Below are 19,131 nucleotides of genomic sequence, written 5' to 3' on the forward strand. Positions count from 1 at the left end.
ATCAGGCGTCGCGGAAGCGAACGGCGAGGGCGGCCGCGGCGGTGGATGCGGCGGCGTAGAGGGCGACGACGCCGAGACCGCGCCACGGCGAGATCGGCAGTCCGTCGAGCCGGAGGGTTGCCTGTACGGCGAGCCCGGCGGTCATCGGCGACACCTGATCGATCCACTCCCGCCAGCGAGGGTCGGAGACGGCGATCGTGATGACAGGAGCGAGGTAGAGAAGTCCGAGGACCAGCGTCACCGTGCCACCGGTGTGCCGCACGACGAAGCCGATGCCGAGGGCAATGATTGCTACCAGGCCCAGGTACAGCACGGTGCCGCCGTACGCGCGCAACGTCGGCCCCGCGGCGAGGGAGATCGGGTGGTAGCCGGCGGCGACCGTGAACCCGCCGCGGCCGAGGAGGATCCGGGCGGTCACCAGCGAGCCGAGGACACTGACGACCGAGACCAGGAGCACCACCGACGCAAGCACCACAGCCTTTGCCGTGAGGAAGGTCAGCCGACGCGGACAGGCGGCCAGGGTGGTGCGGATCATGCCGGTTTCGTACTCCGCGGTCACGGCCAGGACCGCCAGCACGACCACGGCCGCCTGACCGGCGTACACCCCGGCGAGGCTGAGCCGGGTCAGGTCGAAGTCGCACGCCGGGTCCGAGCGGTCGCAGATCGGCGGTGCGAGATCCCAAGTGACCAGCGCACCGAGCGCCGTGGTCAGGACGACGAGCGCGATCAGCGTCCAGCCGGTGCTCGGTACCGTGCGCAACTTCGTCCACTCGGCCTGCAGAGCTCGTCCGGTGTGTCGCATCATGCGTCCCGGCGAGTGAGCTGCCAGTACCCGACGCCGAGCGCGGCGACGGCGTACACGCACATCACCCCGATGCCGGCCCAGGGGCCGATCACCTGTCCCTCCTTGACGGACTGCTGCACCGCCAGCCCCGCGATCGGCGTCAGCCTGCTGATCCAGACGTCGGACTCCGGCGAGATCACCGGACCGATGATCTGTGGCAGCACTCCCAGCGCGATCACGAACACGATCGCCCCGGTCGTGCGCCGACGGACCACCGCGACGCCGAGGCTGAAGAGCGCGATCAGCGCCACGTAGATCGCGGTGCCGACCACCGCGCGCGCCGTGGCGCCGTCGGTCAGCGAGATCTTCGGGTACGCCGGTGGGATGTAGCCGCCGTCCCGCATCCCGGGCTGCGCCAGCAGGAAGGCGGCCACGCTCGCGATCAAGCCGACCACGAACCCCGCTCCGGCGAGTACGACGGCCTTCGCGGCCAACACGTGCCCACGCCGCGGGGAGGCGGCCAACGTGGTCCGGATCAGCCCGGTCCGGTACTCGGCCGTCATGAACAGCACGCCGAGCGCGATGATCGCGATCAGTCCGAGCCGGACCCCGAACAGACTGAGAACGACCAGGTCGTCGTCGCCAGGCGACCGCCAGCTGGCGATGCCGTACCCGGCGATGTCACCTGATCCGCTCACGGTGAAGGTCCCGCCCGACCGGACCATCCCCCCCACGTCGCCGACCGCGCCGCCCGGCTTGGACGGCATCAGGGAGATGTTCTGGCCGGCCCAGTCGGGTGCGGATGAGGCACCCGCCACGGTCACACTGTCGAAGACCGCCGAACCGACTGTGCCTGCGATGGTGATGGCCGAACCGCTGCCTGTCCGCGTGGTCCGGTAGTCGGGCGGCGAGGCGACGAACAGTCCGATCTCGGCGTCCCGGGGCAGTGTGACCGTCACCGATCCGACCTGCTGCCAGCTCCGGCCGTCCGTCGACTCGTAGCCGACGACAGTGTTGCCGGTCCGGGTCAGCTTGAGCCACCGCGGCGCCCCCGCGCCCGCCGTACCGGCGAGATCGGTGTTGAACATCGCTTGCATCCGGACCCCATGCTCAGGAGTCAGCATGACCGCGGCGTACGGCGATCCCGGTGCGAGCCCGGACTTGACCAGCAGTCCGGCCTTCGCCCACTCCTGGCTGTCGAGCTGGCTGACGACGCGCGCCACCACCGAGCCGTCGCCGCTGAGCGGCTTGTGCACGAAGTACGCCTGGTCCGAATACTGCGGCTGCTTGTTCGCGTCCGTGGACCCGGAGGTCGACCCGAGCAGCTCGAGCAGCACCGTCACGGCAACGGCGGCGAACAGGCAGAGGCTGCTGCTGCGGACGGACCTGAACTTCGTCCATTCGCCGCGCAGGACCTGCAGGAACGTGGACATCACGCCTCCTGCGACCTTGCGTGCGCGGCGAACTCGACGGCGTCCCTGGTGAGATCCATGTACGCCTCTTCCAGCGAAGCGCGGTGTGCCGCGATCTCGGAGAACGGCAATCCGTTCTCGGTCAGCAGCTTGATCACGCGCTCCGAGGTCAGCCCGGACACGGTCACGCGGTCGTGGTCGGTCGCGGCCACCACCGCGCCGGCGTTCGCGAGCAGGGTCATGGCGGCGGTGCGCTCCGTCGTCCGCAACCCGATGCGGTCCGCCGATACGGCGGCCAGCAGTTCGCGCACCGTCGTGTCCGCGATCAACCGGCCACGGCCGACCACGATGAGGTGGTCCGCGCTGCCCTCCAGCTCCCCCATCAGATGGCTGGACACCAGCACCGCCCGGCCTTCGGCCGCCAACGACCGCAGCAGGCCGCGGATCCACACGATGCCTTCTGGGTCGAGCCCGTTCACCGGCTCGTCGAACAGCAGGACCGGCGGGTCCCCGAGCAATGCGCCGGCAATCCCCAACCGCTGCCGCATCCCGAGCGAGAACCCGCCGGCCCGGCGCCGCGCCACGTCCGCGAGGCCCACCTGATCCAGCACCTCGTCGACCCGCCGGGCCGGCAGCCCGTTGTACTGCGCCATCCAGAGCAGGTGGTCGCGGGCCTTCCGAGCGGGATGTACGGCGCCTGCGTCCAGCAGCGAACCGACCTCGCGCAAGGGATCATCGAGGTCCCGGTAGCGGCGCCCACCGACCGTGGCACTGCCACCGTCCGGTGCGTCCAGACCGAGGATCATCCGCATCGTCGTCGACTTGCCGGCGCCGTTCGGCCCGACGAAGCCGGTCACCTGGCCGGGCTGGACGGTGAACGACAGATCGTCCACGGCTACCGTGGCGCCGTACCTCTTGCGCAGCTCGCGCACCTCGACGGTGTTCATGTCCGGCGACGCTACGGGCGCCAGGGCGGCGTGTCGTCACCCAGCGGGGCCGTGTTCCGTCCCCCACGAGAGCTACTGCCGCGGGGTGATGCGGGCAGGGTCGCGGGTGGCGGACAATGCTGATGTGAGTCAGGCCCGCGAGCTGGCCGACCGGGTGGTCGTCGCCACCCGCCGGATCGGCGGCACCCGCGACGCGATGCTGGTCGCCGCCGTCGTCCTGGCCCTGTTCGCCGTCGTGGAGGCCGGGAGCCGCGGCGACCGGACCGGCATGGACCTCGGCACCATGCTGCTGCTCGGCCTGCTGGCGACCGCGCCGCTAGTACTGCTGACGGCCCAGCCGGTGGCGGCGACACTGGCCGTGACATTGGCCAACTCGATCGTGCTCGCCGGTCAGGAGCCGCCGTTGGTGGCGGGTGTGCTGGCCGAACTGGTCGCGTTGTACTGGCTCGGACGAACCCGCTCACGCCTGATCGCATTGCCGTTCCTGCTCCCGTTCGTGCTGTTCGCACTCGGGCAGCCAAGTCCGGGCTCGACGCTGCTGCTGGTTCTGCTAGCTGCCGCCGTCCTTCTCGGTGCCGCCGTCCGGGACCGTGGCGACGCAGTCGCGAACGCCGCAGCCAGCCGGGCCACCGCCGACACACTGCTGGAGCATGCCGCCCGCGGCGAGCGGGCCCGGATCGCCCGTGAGTTGCACGACGTCGTCGCGCACCACATCTCGATGATCGCGGTCCAGGCCGAGACGGCCCGGCTGACGACTCCCGGTCTGCCGCCGGACGGCGCGAAGCGGTTGCTGGCGATCGGTGACACCGCGCGGACGGCGCTGACCGAGATGCGGAGGCTGCTCGGAGTGCTACGCGAGGACGTGGGTCCACCGGTCGATGGTCCGGTCCGCGCGCCGCAGCCGGGGCTGGAGCAGCTCAACACGCTCGTGGACGAGGCTCGGGCGTCCGGCGGTGGTGGTGCTCGCTTGATCGTGCGGGGCACGGTGACGCCGCTCGACCCGGGCGTACAGCTGACGGCGTACCGGATCGTGCAGGAGGCACTCACCAACGCGCGCCGGCATGCGGCCGGTGCGGCGGTCGACGTCGAACTCGACTACTCCGCGGCGGTCCTGCTGATCCGGGTTCGCGACAACGGACCGGGGCCCGAGGACTCCGACGGTACTGGCCATGGCCTGCTCGGCATGCGCGAGCGGGCAGCGATGGTCGGTGGCACTGTGGTGGTCGGGCGATCGCCGGCCGGCGGCTGCCTGGTCGAGGCCGTACTGCCGATCCCGGCCGGGACACCATGATCCGGATCGTCGTGGTGGACGACCAGGAAGTGGTCCGGGCCGGGTTCGGTGCGCTCCTGCGCACCCAGCCCGACTTCGTCGTCGACGGCACGGCGGCCGACGGCGCCGCCGCGGTCGCGCTGTGCCGGCGCGCGCCGCGTCCGGACGTGGTCCTGATGGACGTCCGGATGCCGGTCCTCGACGGCATCGAAGCCACCCGGCAGATCCTCGCGGGCACCGGTCCCGACGACGGACCGCGGATCCTGATGCTCACCACCTTCGACCTCGACGAGCACGTGTACGACGCGTTGACCGCCGGCGCGAGCGGCTTCCTGCTCAAGGACGTGACCGCGGAACGCCTCTTCGACGCCGTCCGGGTGATCGCGGCCGGCGGCGGCCTGCTCGCCCCCAGCGTGACCCGCCGCCTGATCGCGGAGTTCGCCCGGCAGCGGCCGCGCTCGCCCGCCAAAACCATTGCCCTCAGCAACCTCACGCCCCGGGAGGTCGAGGTCCTCGCGCTGATCGCCGAGGGTCTGTCCAACCCGGAGATCGCCACCCGCCTGACGGTCAGCGACGAAACCGTCAAAACCCACGTCAGCCGCCTCCTCGCCAAACTGCGCCTGCGCGACCGCACCCAAGCCGTCATCGCCGCCTACGAGTCCGGCCTCATCACCCCCGGCACTCCCCGCCACTGACTTCCTCGAGTGCCGCACGCGGCCTGGCCGCCGGCCAACCCGATTGCCGGAAGTCGGGTGATGGGTGAGGATGCTGGGGTGCGCTTTTCGATCAATGTGCCGAACTTCGGGGACTTCGCTGACGCTCGTACGGTCGCGCGGGTGGCTGACGCGGCTGAGGAGGCGGGGTGGGACGGGCTGTTCGTGTGGGATCACGTGGTGCACAGCAAGGAGCAGCGGCGGGGGCAGGCGTTCGGAGATCCGTGGATGTTGCTGACCGCGGCCGCGCTGGCGACGTCGCGGATCACAGTGGGGCCGTTGGTGACGCCGGTGGCGCGGCGGCGGCCGGAGCAACTGGCGCGGCAGGTGGCGACGCTGGATGCGCTCAGCGGTGGACGGGTGATCTTCAGCGCGGGGCTCGGCGGGCCGATCGCGGACGAGTTCGGCAGCTTCGGGGACGTGACGGATCCGAAGGTGCTGGCCGAGAAGCTCGACGAGGGGCTCGACCTGCTGGCGGCGTACTGGTCCGGTGAGACCGTGAACCACGCCGGCAAGCACTACCGGGTCGACGACGTGACGTTGCTGCCGGCAACGGTTCGGCGGCCGCGGCCGCCGGTGTGGATCGCGGGCTACTGGCCGCGGAAGGCACCGATGCGCCGGGCCGCGCGGTGGGACGGCGCCGTACCGCTGTTCCAGAACGCCAACCACGGCGAGGCCCCGCCGGTCGACGAGCTGCGTGACCTCGTCGGCTTCCTCCGTGACCAGGGTGGCGACCGGAGTACGCCGTACGACGTGATCGTCGGCGGCATCAGTCCGGGCGACCCCGCGAAGTCCCGGGCGCTGATCGAGCCGCTCGCGGAAGCCGGCGCGACCTGGTGGGACGAACGCCAACTGATCACCGGGACCGACTTCTACCGCCTGGAGCCGGTCCTCCGCCGCATCGAGCAGGGCCCGCCCAGCCTCGGCTGACCGCGCTCTAGGTCTCCAAGGCAATTTCATCGACTCGAGGGCCTTCACGACGGCGGAAAGCGCAGCGGTCACTCGCGTCGGGGTGACGTGAGAGATCCTGGAGGTATGAGCGACGAGCATCCGTCCTGTTGTGCGCCACCGCGCCCGGTGACCGAGGGCTCGAGTCCGCCGCCCGTGTCTTCGGAGACCGGGCAGCACGGGGTGGAACAGGTTGTACTCGACGGTGGCGAGTTCGCCATGGGCGACGGGACCGGGGACGGGAACGCCGGAGATGGCGAGACACCGGTTCATCGGGTCCGGCTGGCGCCGTACAGCATCGATGCGTCGAGCGTGACGAATGCTGACTTCGACCGCTTCGTCGAGGCGACCGGGTATCGGACGGAGGCGGAGATCTTCGGCTTCTCCGCTGTCTTCCACCTCGCGTTGGCGGCCGAGCCGGACGAGGTGATGGGGCCGGCTGCGGGTACGCCGTGGTGGGCCGGCGTGCGGGGCGCGGACTGGCGTCACCCGGGTGGGTCCCGGTCCGACCTCGACGGACTCGATGACCATCCCGTCGTACATGTGAGCTGGAACGACGCCGTCGCGTACTGCCGGTGGGCCGGACGCCGCCTGCCGACAGAGGCCGAGTGGGAGTTCGCGTCCCGGGGCGGGCTCGAGGGCGCGCGGTATCCGTGGGGCGACGACCTTCGCGACGACGGGGTCTGGCGCTGCAACATCTGGCAGGGCCAGTTCCCGGGCGTGAACACCGAAGACGACGGCTACCTCACCACTGCCCCGGTCCGCAGCTTCGAGCCGAACGGATTCGGCCTGTGGCAGACGGTCGGCAACGTCTGGGAGTGGTGCGCCGACTGGTTCGGCCCGCGGTACTACAAGTTCTCCCCCGATGCGGACCCGCAGGGACCGTCGCTAGGCGCGGCACGGGTGATGCGCGGCGGCTCGTACCTGTGCCACGACTCGTACTGCAACCGCTACCGCAATTCCGCCCGCTCCTCCAACACCCCCGAGTCGTCGATGGGCAACACCGGCTTTCGCACCGTCACCTCGATCGGTACCTAAGGACAGAGGTAGCCGGCTGTTGACGCGGGAACAACGGGTGAAGGTCGGACTACCTCCTGTCGCTAGACACCTCGGCAGACCTGAGGCCAGGGGTGGTGGCTGCAACGGCGGCGACGGCGGCGACGCAGAGCAAGGCACCTGAGGCGAGAGCGGTGACCGGCGAGGTGAGCTGGGCGACCAGACCACCGCGGAGGTTCCCCAGATCGGGCCCGGCCTGACCGACGATCTGCTCGGCGGCGCTGACCCGGCCGAGGAGTTCGCTCGGCGTATGAAGCTGGACGATCGTACTCCGGGAGACGACCGCCACCGTGTCCGCGGCGCCGGCCGCCGCGAGGAACACCAACGCCAGCCACGGCACCGGCGAGAACGTGAACAAAACAAGGGCGATCCCCCACCCCGCCGAGCCGACGAGCATCACCACGCCGTGTCGCGGCAGCCGGGTGAACGCACCCGACAGCACGGACGCGGTGACGCCGCCCACCGCGATCGCGGTCAGGAACAGACCGAGCGTCCGCGGATCGTTGCCGAACCGCTCCGCGGTGATCACCGGGAACAGGCTGATCGGCATCGACAGCACGGTCGCCGCGAGATCGGTGATCAACGCACCACGGATCACCGGCGTCGCCACGATGAACGCCAGCCCGTCCCGCACCCCCCGCAGACCCGGCTTGGCGACCGCTTCGACCCGCAGACGCGGAAGACCGAGTACGCCGTACAGCGCGGCGAGGAAACTGAGACAGTCGATCAGGTAGCAGGCGCCCGTGCCCCAGGCACTCACCACCACACCGCCGATGGCGGGACCGAGCAGCATCGCCGCCTGGAAGGCGATCCGGTTGAGGGCGATCCCGGCGGCGAGCAGCTCCCTGGGCAGCAACTGCGGCAGGACGGTCCGCGCCACCGGGCCGGCCGCGGCCGCGAACGACGCCTGCGCCGCGACGAGCCCGAGCAGTACGCCGACCGGCACCGCACCGATCACCAGCTGGCTCGCCATCACGGCCGAGGTGATCAACTGCCCGCACGTGGTGATCAGATAGAACCGCCGTCGCTCGACCCGATCGACGAGCACACCCGCGAACAGCCCGAGCACGATCAACGGCAACGCCTGCGACAACCCGACCGCCCCGGTCCACGCCGTACTCTGCGTCTGGTCCCACACCTGGAACATCACCGCGACGAAGGCCAACTGGCCGCCGAACGTCGACAACAACTGCCCGACCCACAACCGCCGGAAGACCGGAGCGGCCCGCAACGGCTCCAGGTCGATCAGCGCACGCTTGACGCTCACTGCTCCGGCGCGACGCGGCCGAGCTTCTCCGCGATCCGGTCGTGGAAGCTCTTGCGGGCCAGGGCTTCCTCGACATCCCGGACCACCTGCGTCATCGGATACGGAAGCTCCGCCTCCAGCTCGGTGATCGCGGCCTCGGTCGCCCGCCACTCGGCCGCCAGCAGCTCGACGATCTTCTTCGCCTTCGCGGTCAGCGCGACCTTCTTGCTCCGGGCATCGGTGCCCGGCACGGTCCGCACCAGGCCCGCGGTCCGCATCGCCGACACCTTCTGACTGAGCGCGGAATGCGTCCGCCCGACCGACTCGGCCAGCTCGGTGATCGTCATCGGGCCCTTGGCGTGCAGCCGCAGCAGCTCCATCACGAAGCTCGGCTTCAGCCCCTTGATCTGCCGGTCGGTGTAGATACGCCCGATGTCGGCGTCCATCCGGGTCTGCAACTGGTGCAGGCCTCGCCACTGACTCTGCTCCGTCGGATCATCCATGGCAAAATCATAACAGCACTTATATAAGTCCTGTCGGGCTGGGATCGGCGGATCCAGACGAGAGCCAGTGCGGCGGCCAGCACGCCGATCGTAACGAGGGTCGCGAAGCCGTACCGGGTGTCGGTGCGTCCGGTGACGACCGAGGTCACCAGCATGACGACGACGGTGGCGGCGAGACCGTAGCCGTTGGCGACCCCGAACGCGTGCCCGACCCGCGACTCGTCGACCGATGTCATCAGCAAGGACCGGGCCGCGATCCGCGCCTGCCCGAACACGAACGCGCCGACCAGCACCAACCCCATCAGCGCACCGACCCCGAACAGCGGCTGCAGGACGAGCAACGCGTTACAGGCCAGGAAACCCACCACGGCAACCCGAAGATCACCGAACCGTACGGCGGACCGCCGATAGGCGACCGCCGCGAGCAGGAACCCGGCACCCCCGAGCGCGTCCACGACACCAAGGACGGCCGGACCACGATGCCACTCACCGACGACGAGCACCGGCAGCAAGGCGTTGAACACCGTGACCACCACAAGCCCTTGCCCGAAGAGCAGGGCCAGCGGGCCGAGCGGCAGAGCCGCTCCCCGGACGGACCGCACCGTCGGCACAGGATCACCGCCGGCATCCGCCACGGGCCGGCGGCGCGCGCCGACAGCGGCGACAAACAGCGCGGAGGCAACGAACGTGATCCCGTTGAACACGAACAGCGGCGTAGAACCGAAGTACTGCAAGGCGAATCCGCCAACCGATGCCGACAGCAACATCCCGCTCTGCAGCGCGATCTCGTAGTTCCCGTTGAACCGCCGCAGGTCCGCCACCGGCACGCGCTCCCGCACCAGCGCCGCACTCGCCGGCACGAACAGCGCGGCAACGACCGCGAGCGCGAAGTTGCTCCCGTACACGAGCACCTGCTGTGGCCCACCGACCGCCAGCCCGACCGGCAGACACAGCGCCGCGACGGCACTCACCACATCACACCCGATCCACAGCCGGCGCCGATCGAACCGGTCCGCGAGCCGGCCGAAGTACGGCGAGAGCACCGCCTGCGGCACCGCGACCGCGATGAACAGCCAGCCGACGTCCAGCATCGATCCCCGCGCGCGGACGAGCAGCAGCGCGGCGCCGATCAGCTGGATGTTGTTTCCGAGGGACGTGATGAAGGCTGCCGGCAACAGCAGCTTGTGTCTGCGCATGCCACCACGGTCGCATCGAACACTGACAGTTCGTGTCAGCGATTCCCTTCCGCTACCGCAGTTGCGTAAATTGGGCCGACCGCGCTACTGTTTCTTTCCGAAACCGCAGTAGCGAAAAGAGGACGGCGATGGTAGGACGAGGGCGGCCGCGCGATGCCGGGGTGGAGGGACGAGTGCTGCAGGCCGCCATGGCCGAGATGCGGGCCCGCGGGTACGACGGGATGTCGGTCGACCGGGTCGCGGAGCGGGCCGGGGTCGCGAAGACCACGATCTACCGGCGCTGGCCGACCAAGGCCGAGTTGGTGATCGCGATGATCGCCGGGCTGCGCGACACCGTGCCGTTCGAGCCGACCGCGGACACGCGGCGCGACCTGACGGACCTGGTGACCGCGATCGTCGCGACCCTCACCACGCTGCCGGTCACGCTCATCGCCGACCTCGCCGTCGCCGCGGCCCGGGAGCCGCGAGTCGGAGAGAGTGTCCGGGCCCTCTGGACCGAGCGGCATCGCGCCGTCACCGCGGTCCTTGCGCAGGCCCAGGCGGACGGCCGCGTCCGCAGCCATGCGTCGCCCGCTGTGCTGGTCGACCAGCTCATCGGGCCGCTGTACTACCGGCTCCTCGTCACCGGCGAGCCGATCACGTCCGTCTACGCGAGGGAGCTGGTCGACAGCGTCCTCGGCCCCGATCTGGAGCAGTCATGAAGAAGAGAAAGAAGCTTTTCATTGCCCTCGGCACCTTTGTGGTGCTGCTCGCCGGCTACACGGTCGTCACGATCGTCCGGCCGCTCGTCCTGCACACCGAGCTCGTCGTCGACGCGACCCCCGAGCAGGTCTGGACGGTGCTCGCCGACCGGCAGGCCTACCCGGAATGGAATCCGTTCATCGTCTCCTCGACCGGTGACCTGACCAAGGGCGGCACGATCACCAACGTGCTCCGCGACACGAAAGGCTCGGAGACCACGTTCACCCCCAAGTTGCTCGCGGTCGAGCCGAACAAGGAGCTCCGCTGGATCGGCAAGGTCCCGCCCGGCGGGATCTTCGACGGTGAGCACTCCTTCCGCCTCGAGGCGCTCCCGGACGGCCGCACCCGCCTGATCCAGGAGGAGAAGTTCCGCGGCGTGGCGATCCCGTTCACGCGGTCGTGGCTCACCAAGACCATCGAGCCGCAGTTCGTCGCGATGAACCACGCCCTGGCCGCCCGTGCCACCGGCTACTGAAGTTCATACGCCGTACGCATCGAATGCCGGTAAAAGATGCATTGGACGGATGAGCGAGCCACTGGTTGGGTTGAGGGCATGGAGATGCGCACGTTGGGACGAGTAGGGATCGAGGTCAGCCCGGTCGGGTTCGGGTGCTGGGCGATCGGCGGTCCGTTCAGCAATCCGGCCGGAGAACCCTTGGGATGGGGCGAGGTCGACGACGACGAGTCGGTGCGGGCGATCCGGCGGGCCGTCGAGCTCGGGGTGACGTTCTTCGACACCGCTGATGTGTACGGCGCCGGCCACAGTGAACGCGTGCTCGGCAAGGCACTGGCCGGGATCCGTGACCAGGTGGTCATCGCGACCAAGTGGGGCAACACGTTCGACGAGTCGACCCGGGTCATGCACCACCAGGACGGCTCGGTCGAGTACGCCCGCAAGGCCGTCCAGGCCTCCCTGGACCGGCTCGGCACCGACTATCTCGACCTCTACCAGTTGCACTTCGACACCACCGACGAGATCGCGCTGCCGTTGCGCGACGTCTGTGAAGACCTCGTCCGTGAAGGGCTGATCCGCAGCTACGCCTGGAGCACCGACACGCTGCACAGCGCGGAGCTCTTCGCCGCAGGCGAGCACTGCTCGGCGGTCCAGCACGAGGCCAGCGTCCTGCATGACGCTTCGGACTTCTTCGCGCTGTGCGAGCGGGCCGACCTGGCGAGCGTCAACCGGACGCCGTTGGGGATGGGGATCCTCGGCCGGCGGACCGCGGACCGGCCGGCGACCGGTGCGGACATCCGCACGCTGCCGCCGTCGTGGCTCCGGTTCTTCGACGAGGGCGGCGTACCGGCGCCGGAGTGGTGGGACAAGGTGGCGGCCATCCGCGACGTACTCGAGAGCGACGGGCGGACGCTGGCGCAGGGCGCGCTGGCCTGGCTGTGGGCGCGGAGCCCGCGGACGGTCCCGATCCCGGGCTTCCGCACAGTCGCGCAGGCGGAGGAGAACGCCGGTGCGATGGAGCTCGGCCCGCTCAGCGATGACAAGATGACCGACATCGCCAAGCTGCTGCCGGCCTAGGTCCGAACCTCCTCGGCGCGACACCGTCCAGGGAACGGTGTCGCGCCGAGGTCTTGTCGTCGACGGAGTTTATCGATATACCTACCCGCATGCGCGGCGAGCGGATGGTGTCAGCCGGCGGGTTTGGTCGTGCCGCGCGCGACCAGACGGGCCGGCACGATCAGCTCGGTCGGGTCGCCGGTCACGCCGCCGGTCGGGTCGCCGGTCGGGTCGCCGCCGAGCTGAGCGATCAGCAGCGCGACGATCGCGTCGGCCATCTCCTCGTGGCCGGGATTGACGCTGGACAGCGCCGGGACCAGGTACGGCGCTTCGTCGATGTCGTCGAACCCCACCACCTGGACGTCGTCCGGCACCCGCAGCCCGGCATCGGCCAGCGCCCGGAGCGCACCCATCGCGGTCACGTCGGTCAGCGCGAAGACGGCATCGAAGGCGATGCCGCGATCGAGCAACGACCGGATCGCGCCGTACCCAGCCTCGAGCGTGAACTGGCACCGGACGGTCAGCTCCGGATCCATCGGTACGCCGGCCTCGGTGTGCGCGAGCGCGTAGCCCTCGGCCCGCAGGGCCGGCATGTTCGCGGTCGAGTCGGGGTTGCCGCCGAGCATCGCGACGCGCCGGGCGCCGGTGGCGAGCAGGTGCGCGGTCGCCTGCCGCGCGCCGTCGACGTTGTCCATCATCACGTGGTCGAAGCGCGACGGCAGCGCCCGCTCCCCGATCATCACCACCGGTGCGTCGGTGCGGATCTGGGCCAGCTCGGCCGGGTCGATGTCGACCACGCTGAGGATGAGGCCGTCGTACATCCGCAGCCGGGAGAAGGCGACCGCGTCCAGCTCGCCCTCGCGGCTGGCGCCGGTGCGCTCCATCACGATCCGCAGCCCGTGCCCCTCGAACCGGTCTGCGAGCCGCGCGGCCAACTGGGCGAAGTACGGGCGCTCGAGCTCGGGGACGGCGAGGCCGACCACACCGGTGCGTCCCGCGCGCAGGTGCCGGGCGGCCAGGTTGACCTGGTATCCGAGGTCGCTGATGGTGGCCAGCACCCGCTCCCGGGTCGCCGCACCGACCCGCGGCCGCCCGTTGATCACGTTCGACACGGTCATCGTGGACACCCCCGCGGACCGCGCCACATCGGCCATCGTCACCACGGCGGAAGCTCGCTTCATGCCGACACTGTAAACAGACCGAGGAGCTGAGCCTTGTCCACAACATCGTCGACGCGCGTCGTGATCGACCTCGACGTACCAGGTCCGACCATCAGCCGGCATCTGTACGGGCACTTCGCCGAGCACCTCGGGCGGTGCATCTACGGCGGCTTCTACGTCGGCGAGGACTCGGACCTGCCTCAGGAGAGCGGCATCCGGCTCGACGTGGTCGAGGCGCTGCGGGCGTTGCAGATCCCGAACCTGCGCTGGCCGGGCGGCTGCTTCGCCGATGAGTACCACTGGCAGGACGGGATCGGGCCGAAGGCGGACCGGCCGTCGATGATCAACACCCACTGGGGCAACGTCGAGGAGAACAACCACTTCGGCACCCATGAGTTCATGGCTCTGTGCGAGTTGCTCGGCGCGGATCCGTACGTGAACGGGAACGTCGGCAGCGGGACCGTGCAGGAGATGAGCGAGTGGGTCGAGTACCTGACCCGCGACGGCGACAGCCCGATGGTCCGCCGGCGCAAGGCCAACGGTCGCGACGAGCCGTGGAAGGTCCCGTTCTGGGGTATCGGCAACGAGGCCTGGGGCTGCGGCGGGAACATGCGTGCCGAGGCGTACGCCGATCTCGCCCGGAGGTACGCGACGTTCTGCCGGGACCACGGCGACAACAAGCTCTACCGGATCGCGGCCGGTGCCGCCGATGACGACCTGGCCTGGACCGAGGCACTGATGAAGGCGATCAGCTGCCTGGGCTGCGGCCGCGACCCGAAGAACATCTTCCAGGCGGTCTCGTTCCACTACTACACCGTGGCCGGGACGTGGGAGAACAAGGGCAGCGCCACCGACTTCGACCTCGCCGACTACTACCGGACCATCATCAAGGCGCAGGACATCGAGCGGGTGATCCGCGGCCACTCCGCGGTGATGGACGCGTACGACCCCGAGCGCAAGGTCGGCCTGGTGCTGGACGAGTGGGGCACCTGGTGGGATGTCGAGCCGGGCACCAACCCCGGGTTCCTGTTCCAGCAGAACGCGATGCGCGACGCGCTGGTGGCGAGCCTGCACTTCGACGTGTTCCACCGGCACGCGGAGCGGCTGATGATGGCGAACATCGCGCAGACGGTCAACGTGCTGCAGGCGATGCTGCTCACCGACGACGACGGCGGTCTGGTGCGGACCCCGACGTACCACGTCTTCGAGATGAACAAGGGGCACCACGACGCGGTGTCAGTGCCGGTGCACGTCGTCGAGCAGCCGGCGCCGTACGAACTGGATGGCGAGACGATGGAACTGGTTTCGGCCTCGGCTTCGGTGAAGGACGGGCGGGCGCTGATCTCCGTCAGCAATCTGGATCCCGTTGCGTCGCTGGACGTCGTACTGGATCTGCGTGGTGCCGAGATCCGGGAGCCGTCCGGACGGTTGCTGACGGCATCGAAGCCGCAGGCGTACAACACGGTCGGCGAACCCGGCGCGGTGGCTCCGGTCCGGCTCGGAGTGGAACCGGAGCCCCGCGGCCTACGGGTCACGCTGCCGCCGCACTCTTTCGCGACGGTCAGCTCGGCTTTGTGACCGGGATCTGGAACTCGTGCACCCAGTTGGCCGGGTTGTCCATGTCGAACTGGAGCGTGACCTCACGGGCATACCCCTGACTGCGGTAGCCGTTGTCCTCGATCCAGCGGGCCAGCGTCTGCATGCTGCGGTCGGCTTCCATCATGTCGCCCTTGTGCACGATGGTCGCTGCCTGCGTGAGTTCGGGGAGATCGACGAGGTCGACGCCGGCGGCTGTGCCGGTGTCGACGGGTACGGCGGCGTGGACACGGACCGTGTCACCGTCGGCGTCCTCGTAGTACGCGACCGGCGAACCGCACGGGTTCACGCCGGCCTCGCCGAGGCGCTCGAACAGCTGGCCGAACAACGGCTGCAGCACCGGTCCGATGTCCTCGCCGTCGTAGCTGGGTGAGATCGCGGACAGCTCCGCGACCCGGGTCGGGGCGATGCGTTTCAGAACGACGTCGTCAGTGGGCATGTGGCCTTCCTTCTCGATCAGCCGGAGCCTCGCCTCGACACTGACCAACCGCGACGTGTTCCGCGCCAGCTCCGCCTCGAGCTGGGCCTGCCGCAACCGCAGCATGCCGCGCAGCTCCTCGGCGGACAGCTTGGCGTCGACGATCTCCGCGACCTGCTGCAGGCTGAAGCCCAGATCCTTCAGGGCGATGATCCGGTTCAGCCTGCGCAGCTGGTCGGCCGAGTAGAAGCGGTACCCGCTCTCCGGGTCGACCACCGCCGGCCGGAGCAGTCCGATCGCGTCGTAGTGCCGCAACATCCGGGCCGATACCTGCCCGAACGCCGCGAAGTCTCCGATGGTGAACATGCCCCCACCTTCCGGCTTGACACTGTGTGAAGGTCAAGCCTGCCTGCCGTGAACGGTCAGGAGGTGACGCCGGCCCGGCGGTCGCGGACGGCGGCGACGGCGAAACCGGTGAGCAGGACCGCAATGCCGCCGGCGCCGAGGCCGGTGACGAGGTCGCTGCGGCTGCCCAGCCGGGCGTCGCACTGCATCGGCGTGATGCCCTTCTCGGGCTGGAAGACCGAACCGCAGGCCTCGCCGTTGACATGGATCGGCCGTACGGCGAACACCGCCCCGGCGATCAGCAGGACCACACCTACCGCGCCGAGAACTTTGCTCAGCACTGCCCGTCTCGCAGCGCGACGCCAGCCGCAAGGACCGACCACACCTGCCTGGTCAGATCCCGCATATGGCGCTCACGCTCCCCGGTAGCTCGGATTTGATCAAATCTAACGCAGCTAGCAGCTACCGCTGAAGCCTGGAACCGGCCCTCGATCGAATCTTCACCCAGTTCTAACGATCTCCGGGCCGGAACCGTTCACCCGGGGAGCACGGCCACCAGCGAACCACTGGCCCCTCCGTGGGCGACGTCTGCCAGGGCCCGATCGACCGCTGCGAACGGGACCGCGGTGGTGTGGGCCCTGACGGGCAGCCGGGCGACGAGGCGGAAGAGTTCCTCGCCGTCGCGGCGGGTGTTGGAGGTGACGCTGCGCAGGTCGCGCTCGTGGAAGAGATAGCGCTCGTAGTTCAGCACCGGTACGTCGCTCAGGTAGATCCCGGCGACCGCCACAGTTCCACCGGGCTTGAGCGCTTCGAGGGCGTACGGGACCACGTCGCCGGCCGGAGCGAACACGATCGCCGAGTCCAGTGGCACGGGCGGTCGGTCGGCGGTCTCCCCGACGTACGCGGCACCCAGCGAGCGGGCCAGCTCCCGGTTCTGTTCGCCGCGGGTCATGACGAACAGCTCGGCGCCCTGGGCGGTTGCGATCTGGGCGGTGAGGTGGGCGCTGGAGCCGAAGCCGTAGATCCCGAGGCGGCCGCCCGGCGGGAGGTTCGCCCGCAGGAGTGACCGGTAGCCGATGATCCCGGCGCACAAGAACGGCGCGAGCTCCTCCGCGGAACGGTCGGCCGGCAGCGCGTACGCGTAGTCCTGCGGCACGACGGCGTACTCGGCGAATCCGCCGTCCGCGTCCCAGCCCGTGTACGACGACAGCGGGCAGAGGTTCTCGGCTCCGGCGCGGCAGAACTCGCAGACCCCACACGTGTGCCGGAGCCACGCGATCCCGACCCGATCTCCGATCTCGAACCGGTCGGCCTGCGGTCCGCGATCCACCACGGCACCCACGACCTGATGCCCTGGTACGACGCCGGGCCGCCGCGGCTCGAGGTCGCCTTCGCACAGGTGCAGATCGGTGCGGCAGACCCCGCAGACCTCCACCTTCACCAGCACTTCACCGGGCCCGGCTTCCGGGACCGTACGACGTACCTTCTGCAACGGCCCGTCATCGATCGGGCCGGGCCGCTCCACTGCCCATGCATCCATCAGCTCGCCCATAGGACCACGATCTCAGGCGACGCGTTGCAGGGCGCGTTCCCGCCGTTCCGCGACCTTCGAACCGGACTCTCGCCGGGCCATCCGGCGCAGTACGACGGGTGCCAGCAGCAACCCGGCGACGGCCCAAGCCCCGAGCACAGCGGCCGCCTCGAGGTGACGCCATGAGTGGTCGATCTCGACCACGACCGCGCTGTCCGCCAGCAGGGCGGACCGCATGCCTACACCCATCCAGTAGATCGGCGTGAGCTGGCCGATCCACTGCAGCCAACCGGGCAACCCAGTGAGCGGGTAGAAGATGCCGGAGATCGCGATGAGCGCGAGCATCGGTAGCTGGATCAGGCCCTGCGACCGGGCGGTCGTGAAGACCGAGCCGAGGATCGCCCCGATCGGCAGGGTCGCGATCACGCCGAGCACGAGGACCCAGACGAGCGTCAGCCAGTGCGCCGATCCGAGCGCGAGTCCGTCGACGAGGAACCAGCCCGGGATCAGCAGGATGGTGAGGTCGGCGAGCAGACCGCCGGCGACGGAGACGACCTTGCCGACGAGGTAGCCGAGCATGCCGTTGGGGGTGGCCTTGGCACGTAGCAGCGTGCCGTCCTCGCGGTCGGCGGTGAGTTGCTGGCTCATGCTGACCATACCCATCGCGGCGTTCATCCCGAGGATGCTCGGCAAGGCCAGCGCCCCGAGCAGGAAACCGGTCGAGCCGAAGTCCCGATGCCTGAGGAAGAACAGCGCGCCCAGCATCAGCACCGGCCAGAGGAAGTGACTGAACAGCTCGGGCCCGTTGGTGAACGACTGCCGCAACTCGGTCAGTCCCCGGCGCCAACCGGCCTTCAATGCAACAGCTTTTGCCTTCATCACGCGGCCTCCTGTCCTCGGACCAGGGCGAGATACGTGTCCTCCAGCGACGCCCGTCGGACCTCGAGCTCGCGGACGGCGGCGCCGTACGTCGCGAACAACTCGCGGACGAACGCGGTCGAGTCAGGTGTCGACTTTCGGAAGTGCTGATGGTCGACAACCCACCGGACCTCGTCCTCTCCCGCGATCAACGTGGTCAGCTCGGCCGTCGTACCGGCCGCGACGATCCGGCCGCCGGTCAGGATGAGGATGCGATGCGCCAGCTTGCTCGCCTCGTCGAGGTCGTGGGTGGTGAGCAGGATCGTCGTCGCCTGCTCGGCCGCGAGCCGCCGGACCAGGTCGTGGAACTCGTGCCGCGCCTCCGGATCGAACCCCGCGGTCGGCTCGTCCAGGAACAGCAACTCCGGCCGCCCGACGATCCCGATCGCGACATCGAGCCGGCGCCGCTGCCCACCGGACAACGTCCTGATCTTCTGCTCCGCGTGCGCTCCGAGCCCGACCGCCTCGAGCAACTCGGACGTGTCCCACGGCCGCTCGGCAGTCGCTGTAGCGTACGGCGCATAGAACGTGCCGAGGTGATGCAGCAGTTCACGCACCCGCCAGTTGCCGTGGTCGCGCCACGACTGCAGCACGATGCCGAGCCGGGACCGCCACCGCTCGTCGCCTTCGGCGGGATCCACCCCGAGCACCTCGACCTGTCCGGCCGAACGCAACCGGAAGCCCTCGAGGATCTCGATCGTCGTACTCTTCCCCGCGCCGTTCGGGCCGAGCAACGCAACCACCTCACCCTGCCGGGCCTGGAACGAAACGTCCCGCAGCACCTCGGTGTCGCCGTACCGCATCCGCAGCCCGTCCACCGTCAGAACCATTTGCCAC

The 19,131-nt window shown here is 69.6% G+C and carries 20 protein-coding genes; 8 read left to right on the plus strand and 12 right to left on the minus strand.

What is annotated here, in order from left to right:
• Window position 1: 1 nt before the first annotated feature.
• The 3 genes from OG876_RS03420 to OG876_RS03430 are packed head-to-tail and all read right to left on the minus strand — an operon-like array spanning window position 2 to window position 3,143.
• The gene (locus OG876_RS03420; protein ID WP_328523264.1) at window positions 2-805 is read right to left on the minus strand and encodes an ABC transporter permease; all 804 of its coding nucleotides are present in this window, start codon (window positions 803-805) and stop codon (window positions 2-4) included.
• A complete protein-coding gene (locus OG876_RS03425) occupies window positions 802-2,217 on the minus strand; it encodes an ABC transporter permease subunit (RefSeq protein WP_328523265.1) in 1,416 nt (471 codons plus the stop codon). Before OG876_RS03425 ends, OG876_RS03420 begins: the two co-directional genes overlap by 4 nt.
• Entirely contained in the window at window positions 2,217-3,143 is a 927-nt protein-coding gene (locus tag OG876_RS03430; RefSeq protein WP_328523266.1) for an ABC transporter ATP-binding protein, read from the minus strand. The genes OG876_RS03425 and OG876_RS03430 overlap by 1 nt, the downstream gene beginning before the upstream one ends.
• A gap of 124 nt (window positions 3,144-3,267) precedes the next feature.
• On the opposite strand from OG876_RS03430, the gene OG876_RS03435 reads away from it, so the two are divergent.
• The 4 genes from OG876_RS03435 (at window position 3,268) to OG876_RS03450 (ending at window position 7,112) form a co-directional block, all read left to right on the plus strand.
• Complete coding sequence (locus OG876_RS03435) at window positions 3,268-4,434, plus strand: sensor histidine kinase (RefSeq protein ID WP_328523267.1); 1,167 nt, start codon at window positions 3,268-3,270, stop codon at window positions 4,432-4,434.
• Window positions 4,431-5,108 (plus strand): response regulator transcription factor, encoded by a 678-nt coding sequence (locus OG876_RS03440; protein ID WP_328523268.1) that lies wholly within the window; start codon window positions 4,431-4,433, stop codon window positions 5,106-5,108. The genes OG876_RS03435 and OG876_RS03440 overlap by 4 nt, the downstream gene beginning before the upstream one ends.
• A gap of 60 nt (window positions 5,109-5,168) precedes the next feature.
• Window positions 5,169-6,056, plus strand: coding sequence for an LLM class flavin-dependent oxidoreductase (locus tag OG876_RS03445; protein WP_442914094.1), 888 nt, complete (start codon window positions 5,169-5,171; stop codon window positions 6,054-6,056).
• Window positions 6,057-6,143: 87 nt separating this feature from the next.
• Window positions 6,144-7,112: a formylglycine-generating enzyme family protein gene (locus tag OG876_RS03450; RefSeq protein WP_442914095.1), complete on the plus strand. Its 969-nt coding sequence runs from the start codon at window positions 6,144-6,146 to the stop codon at window positions 7,110-7,112.
• Between the two features lie 49 nt (window positions 7,113-7,161).
• On the opposite strand, the gene OG876_RS03455 is transcribed toward OG876_RS03450, so the two are convergent.
• The 3 genes from OG876_RS03455 to OG876_RS03465 are packed head-to-tail and all read right to left on the minus strand — an operon-like array spanning window position 7,162 to window position 10,075.
• On the minus strand, window positions 7,162-8,397 hold the full coding sequence (locus OG876_RS03455) for an MFS transporter (protein WP_328523271.1): 1,236 nt from the start codon (window positions 8,395-8,397) through the stop codon (window positions 7,162-7,164).
• The gene (locus OG876_RS03460) at window positions 8,394-8,822 is read right to left on the minus strand and encodes a MarR family winged helix-turn-helix transcriptional regulator (protein ID WP_328523272.1); all 429 of its coding nucleotides are present in this window, start codon (window positions 8,820-8,822) and stop codon (window positions 8,394-8,396) included. The genes OG876_RS03455 and OG876_RS03460 overlap by 4 nt, the downstream gene beginning before the upstream one ends.
• Complete coding sequence (locus OG876_RS03465) at window positions 8,771-10,075, minus strand: MFS transporter (RefSeq protein ID WP_328523273.1); 1,305 nt, start codon at window positions 10,073-10,075, stop codon at window positions 8,771-8,773. Before OG876_RS03465 ends, OG876_RS03460 begins: the two co-directional genes overlap by 52 nt.
• Before the next feature lie 128 nt (window positions 10,076-10,203).
• On the opposite strand from OG876_RS03465, the gene OG876_RS03470 reads away from it, so the two are divergent.
• The 3 genes from OG876_RS03470 to OG876_RS03480 all read left to right on the plus strand — a co-directional run bounded on the left by OG876_RS03470 (window position 10,204) and on the right by OG876_RS03480 (window position 12,347).
• Window positions 10,204-10,776: a TetR/AcrR family transcriptional regulator gene (locus OG876_RS03470; protein WP_442914096.1), complete on the plus strand. Its 573-nt coding sequence runs from the start codon at window positions 10,204-10,206 to the stop codon at window positions 10,774-10,776.
• On the plus strand, window positions 10,773-11,291 hold the full coding sequence (locus OG876_RS03475; RefSeq protein WP_328523275.1) for an SRPBCC domain-containing protein: 519 nt from the start codon (window positions 10,773-10,775) through the stop codon (window positions 11,289-11,291). Before OG876_RS03470 ends, OG876_RS03475 begins: the two co-directional genes overlap by 4 nt.
• A gap of 78 nt (window positions 11,292-11,369) precedes the next feature.
• Window positions 11,370-12,347 carry an aldo/keto reductase gene (locus OG876_RS03480; RefSeq protein ID WP_328523276.1) on the plus strand — a complete coding sequence of 326 codons (978 nt, stop codon included), beginning with the start codon at window positions 11,370-11,372 and terminating at the stop codon, window positions 12,345-12,347.
• Between the two features lie 110 nt (window positions 12,348-12,457).
• Here OG876_RS03480 and OG876_RS03485 read toward each other — a convergent pair whose 3' ends face one another.
• Window positions 12,458-13,507, minus strand: coding sequence for a LacI family DNA-binding transcriptional regulator (locus tag OG876_RS03485; RefSeq protein WP_328523277.1), 1,050 nt, complete (start codon window positions 13,505-13,507; stop codon window positions 12,458-12,460).
• 33 nt (window positions 13,508-13,540) lie between these two features.
• Here OG876_RS03485 and OG876_RS03490 point away from each other — a divergent pair, with 33 nt between their 5' ends.
• A complete protein-coding gene (locus tag OG876_RS03490; protein WP_328523278.1) occupies window positions 13,541-15,064 on the plus strand; it encodes an alpha-N-arabinofuranosidase in 1,524 nt (507 codons plus the stop codon).
• Here OG876_RS03490 and OG876_RS03495 read toward each other — a convergent pair.
• The 5 genes from OG876_RS03495 to OG876_RS03515 form a co-directional block, all read right to left on the minus strand.
• The gene (locus OG876_RS03495) at window positions 15,048-15,866 is read right to left on the minus strand and encodes a MerR family transcriptional regulator (protein WP_328523279.1); all 819 of its coding nucleotides are present in this window, start codon (window positions 15,864-15,866) and stop codon (window positions 15,048-15,050) included. The genes OG876_RS03490 and OG876_RS03495 overlap by 17 nt on opposite strands.
• Window positions 15,867-15,922: 56 nt before the next feature.
• Window positions 15,923-16,186, minus strand: a complete 264-nt coding sequence (locus tag OG876_RS03500) for a hypothetical protein (protein WP_328523280.1) — start codon at window positions 16,184-16,186, stop codon at window positions 15,923-15,925.
• 194 nt (window positions 16,187-16,380) lie between these two features.
• Window positions 16,381-17,397, minus strand: coding sequence for a zinc-dependent alcohol dehydrogenase family protein (locus OG876_RS03505; protein WP_328523281.1), 1,017 nt, complete (start codon window positions 17,395-17,397; stop codon window positions 16,381-16,383).
• A gap of 12 nt (window positions 17,398-17,409) precedes the next feature.
• On the minus strand, window positions 17,410-18,255 hold the full coding sequence (locus OG876_RS03510) for an ABC transporter permease (protein ID WP_328523282.1): 846 nt from the start codon (window positions 18,253-18,255) through the stop codon (window positions 17,410-17,412).
• Window positions 18,255-19,124 carry an ABC transporter ATP-binding protein gene (locus OG876_RS03515; protein ID WP_328523283.1) on the minus strand — a complete coding sequence of 290 codons (870 nt, stop codon included), beginning with the start codon at window positions 19,122-19,124 and terminating at the stop codon, window positions 18,255-18,257. Before OG876_RS03515 ends, OG876_RS03510 begins: the two co-directional genes overlap by 1 nt.
• Window positions 19,125-19,131: the final 7 nt, after the last annotated feature.

It is taken from the genome of Kribbella sp. NBC_00359 (assembly GCF_036097425.1).
Classification (GTDB): domain Bacteria; phylum Actinomycetota; class Actinomycetes; order Propionibacteriales; family Kribbellaceae; genus Kribbella.

Coding starts and splice junctions, on each gene's coding strand:
- OG876_RS03480 (WP_328523276.1), top strand. CDS start 11,370: ATGGAGATGCGCACGTTGGGACGAGTAGGGATCGAGGTCAGCCCGGTC.
- OG876_RS03495 (WP_328523279.1), bottom strand. CDS start 15,866: ATGTTCACCATCGGAGACTTCGCGGCGTTCGGGCAGGTATCGGCCCGG.
- OG876_RS03425 (WP_328523265.1), bottom strand. CDS start 2,217: ATGTCCACGTTCCTGCAGGTCCTGCGCGGCGAATGGACGAAGTTCAGG.
- OG876_RS03430 (WP_328523266.1), bottom strand. CDS start 3,143: ATGAACACCGTCGAGGTGCGCGAGCTGCGCAAGAGGTACGGCGCCACG.
- OG876_RS03485 (WP_328523277.1), bottom strand. CDS start 13,507: ATGAAGCGAGCTTCCGCCGTGGTGACGATGGCCGATGTGGCGCGGTCC.
- OG876_RS03460 (WP_328523272.1), bottom strand. CDS start 8,822: ATGGACGCCGACATCGGGCGTATCTACACCGACCGGCAGATCAAGGGG.
- OG876_RS03445 (WP_442914094.1), top strand. CDS start 5,169: ATGGGTGAGGATGCTGGGGTGCGCTTTTCGATCAATGTGCCGAACTTC.
- OG876_RS03420 (WP_328523264.1), bottom strand. CDS start 805: ATGATGCGACACACCGGACGAGCTCTGCAGGCCGAGTGGACGAAGTTG.
- OG876_RS03465 (WP_328523273.1), bottom strand. CDS start 10,075: ATGCGCAGACACAAGCTGCTGTTGCCGGCAGCCTTCATCACGTCCCTC.
- OG876_RS03515 (WP_328523283.1), bottom strand. CDS start 19,124: ATGGTTCTGACGGTGGACGGGCTGCGGATGCGGTACGGCGACACCGAG.
- OG876_RS03510 (WP_328523282.1), bottom strand. CDS start 18,255: ATGAAGGCAAAAGCTGTTGCATTGAAGGCCGGTTGGCGCCGGGGACTG.
- OG876_RS03470 (WP_442914096.1), top strand. CDS start 10,204: ATGGTAGGACGAGGGCGGCCGCGCGATGCCGGGGTGGAGGGACGAGTG.
- OG876_RS03505 (WP_328523281.1), bottom strand. CDS start 17,397: ATGGGCGAGCTGATGGATGCATGGGCAGTGGAGCGGCCCGGCCCGATC.
- OG876_RS03440 (WP_328523268.1), top strand. CDS start 4,431: ATGATCCGGATCGTCGTGGTGGACGACCAGGAAGTGGTCCGGGCCGGG.
- OG876_RS03475 (WP_328523275.1), top strand. CDS start 10,773: ATGAAGAAGAGAAAGAAGCTTTTCATTGCCCTCGGCACCTTTGTGGTG.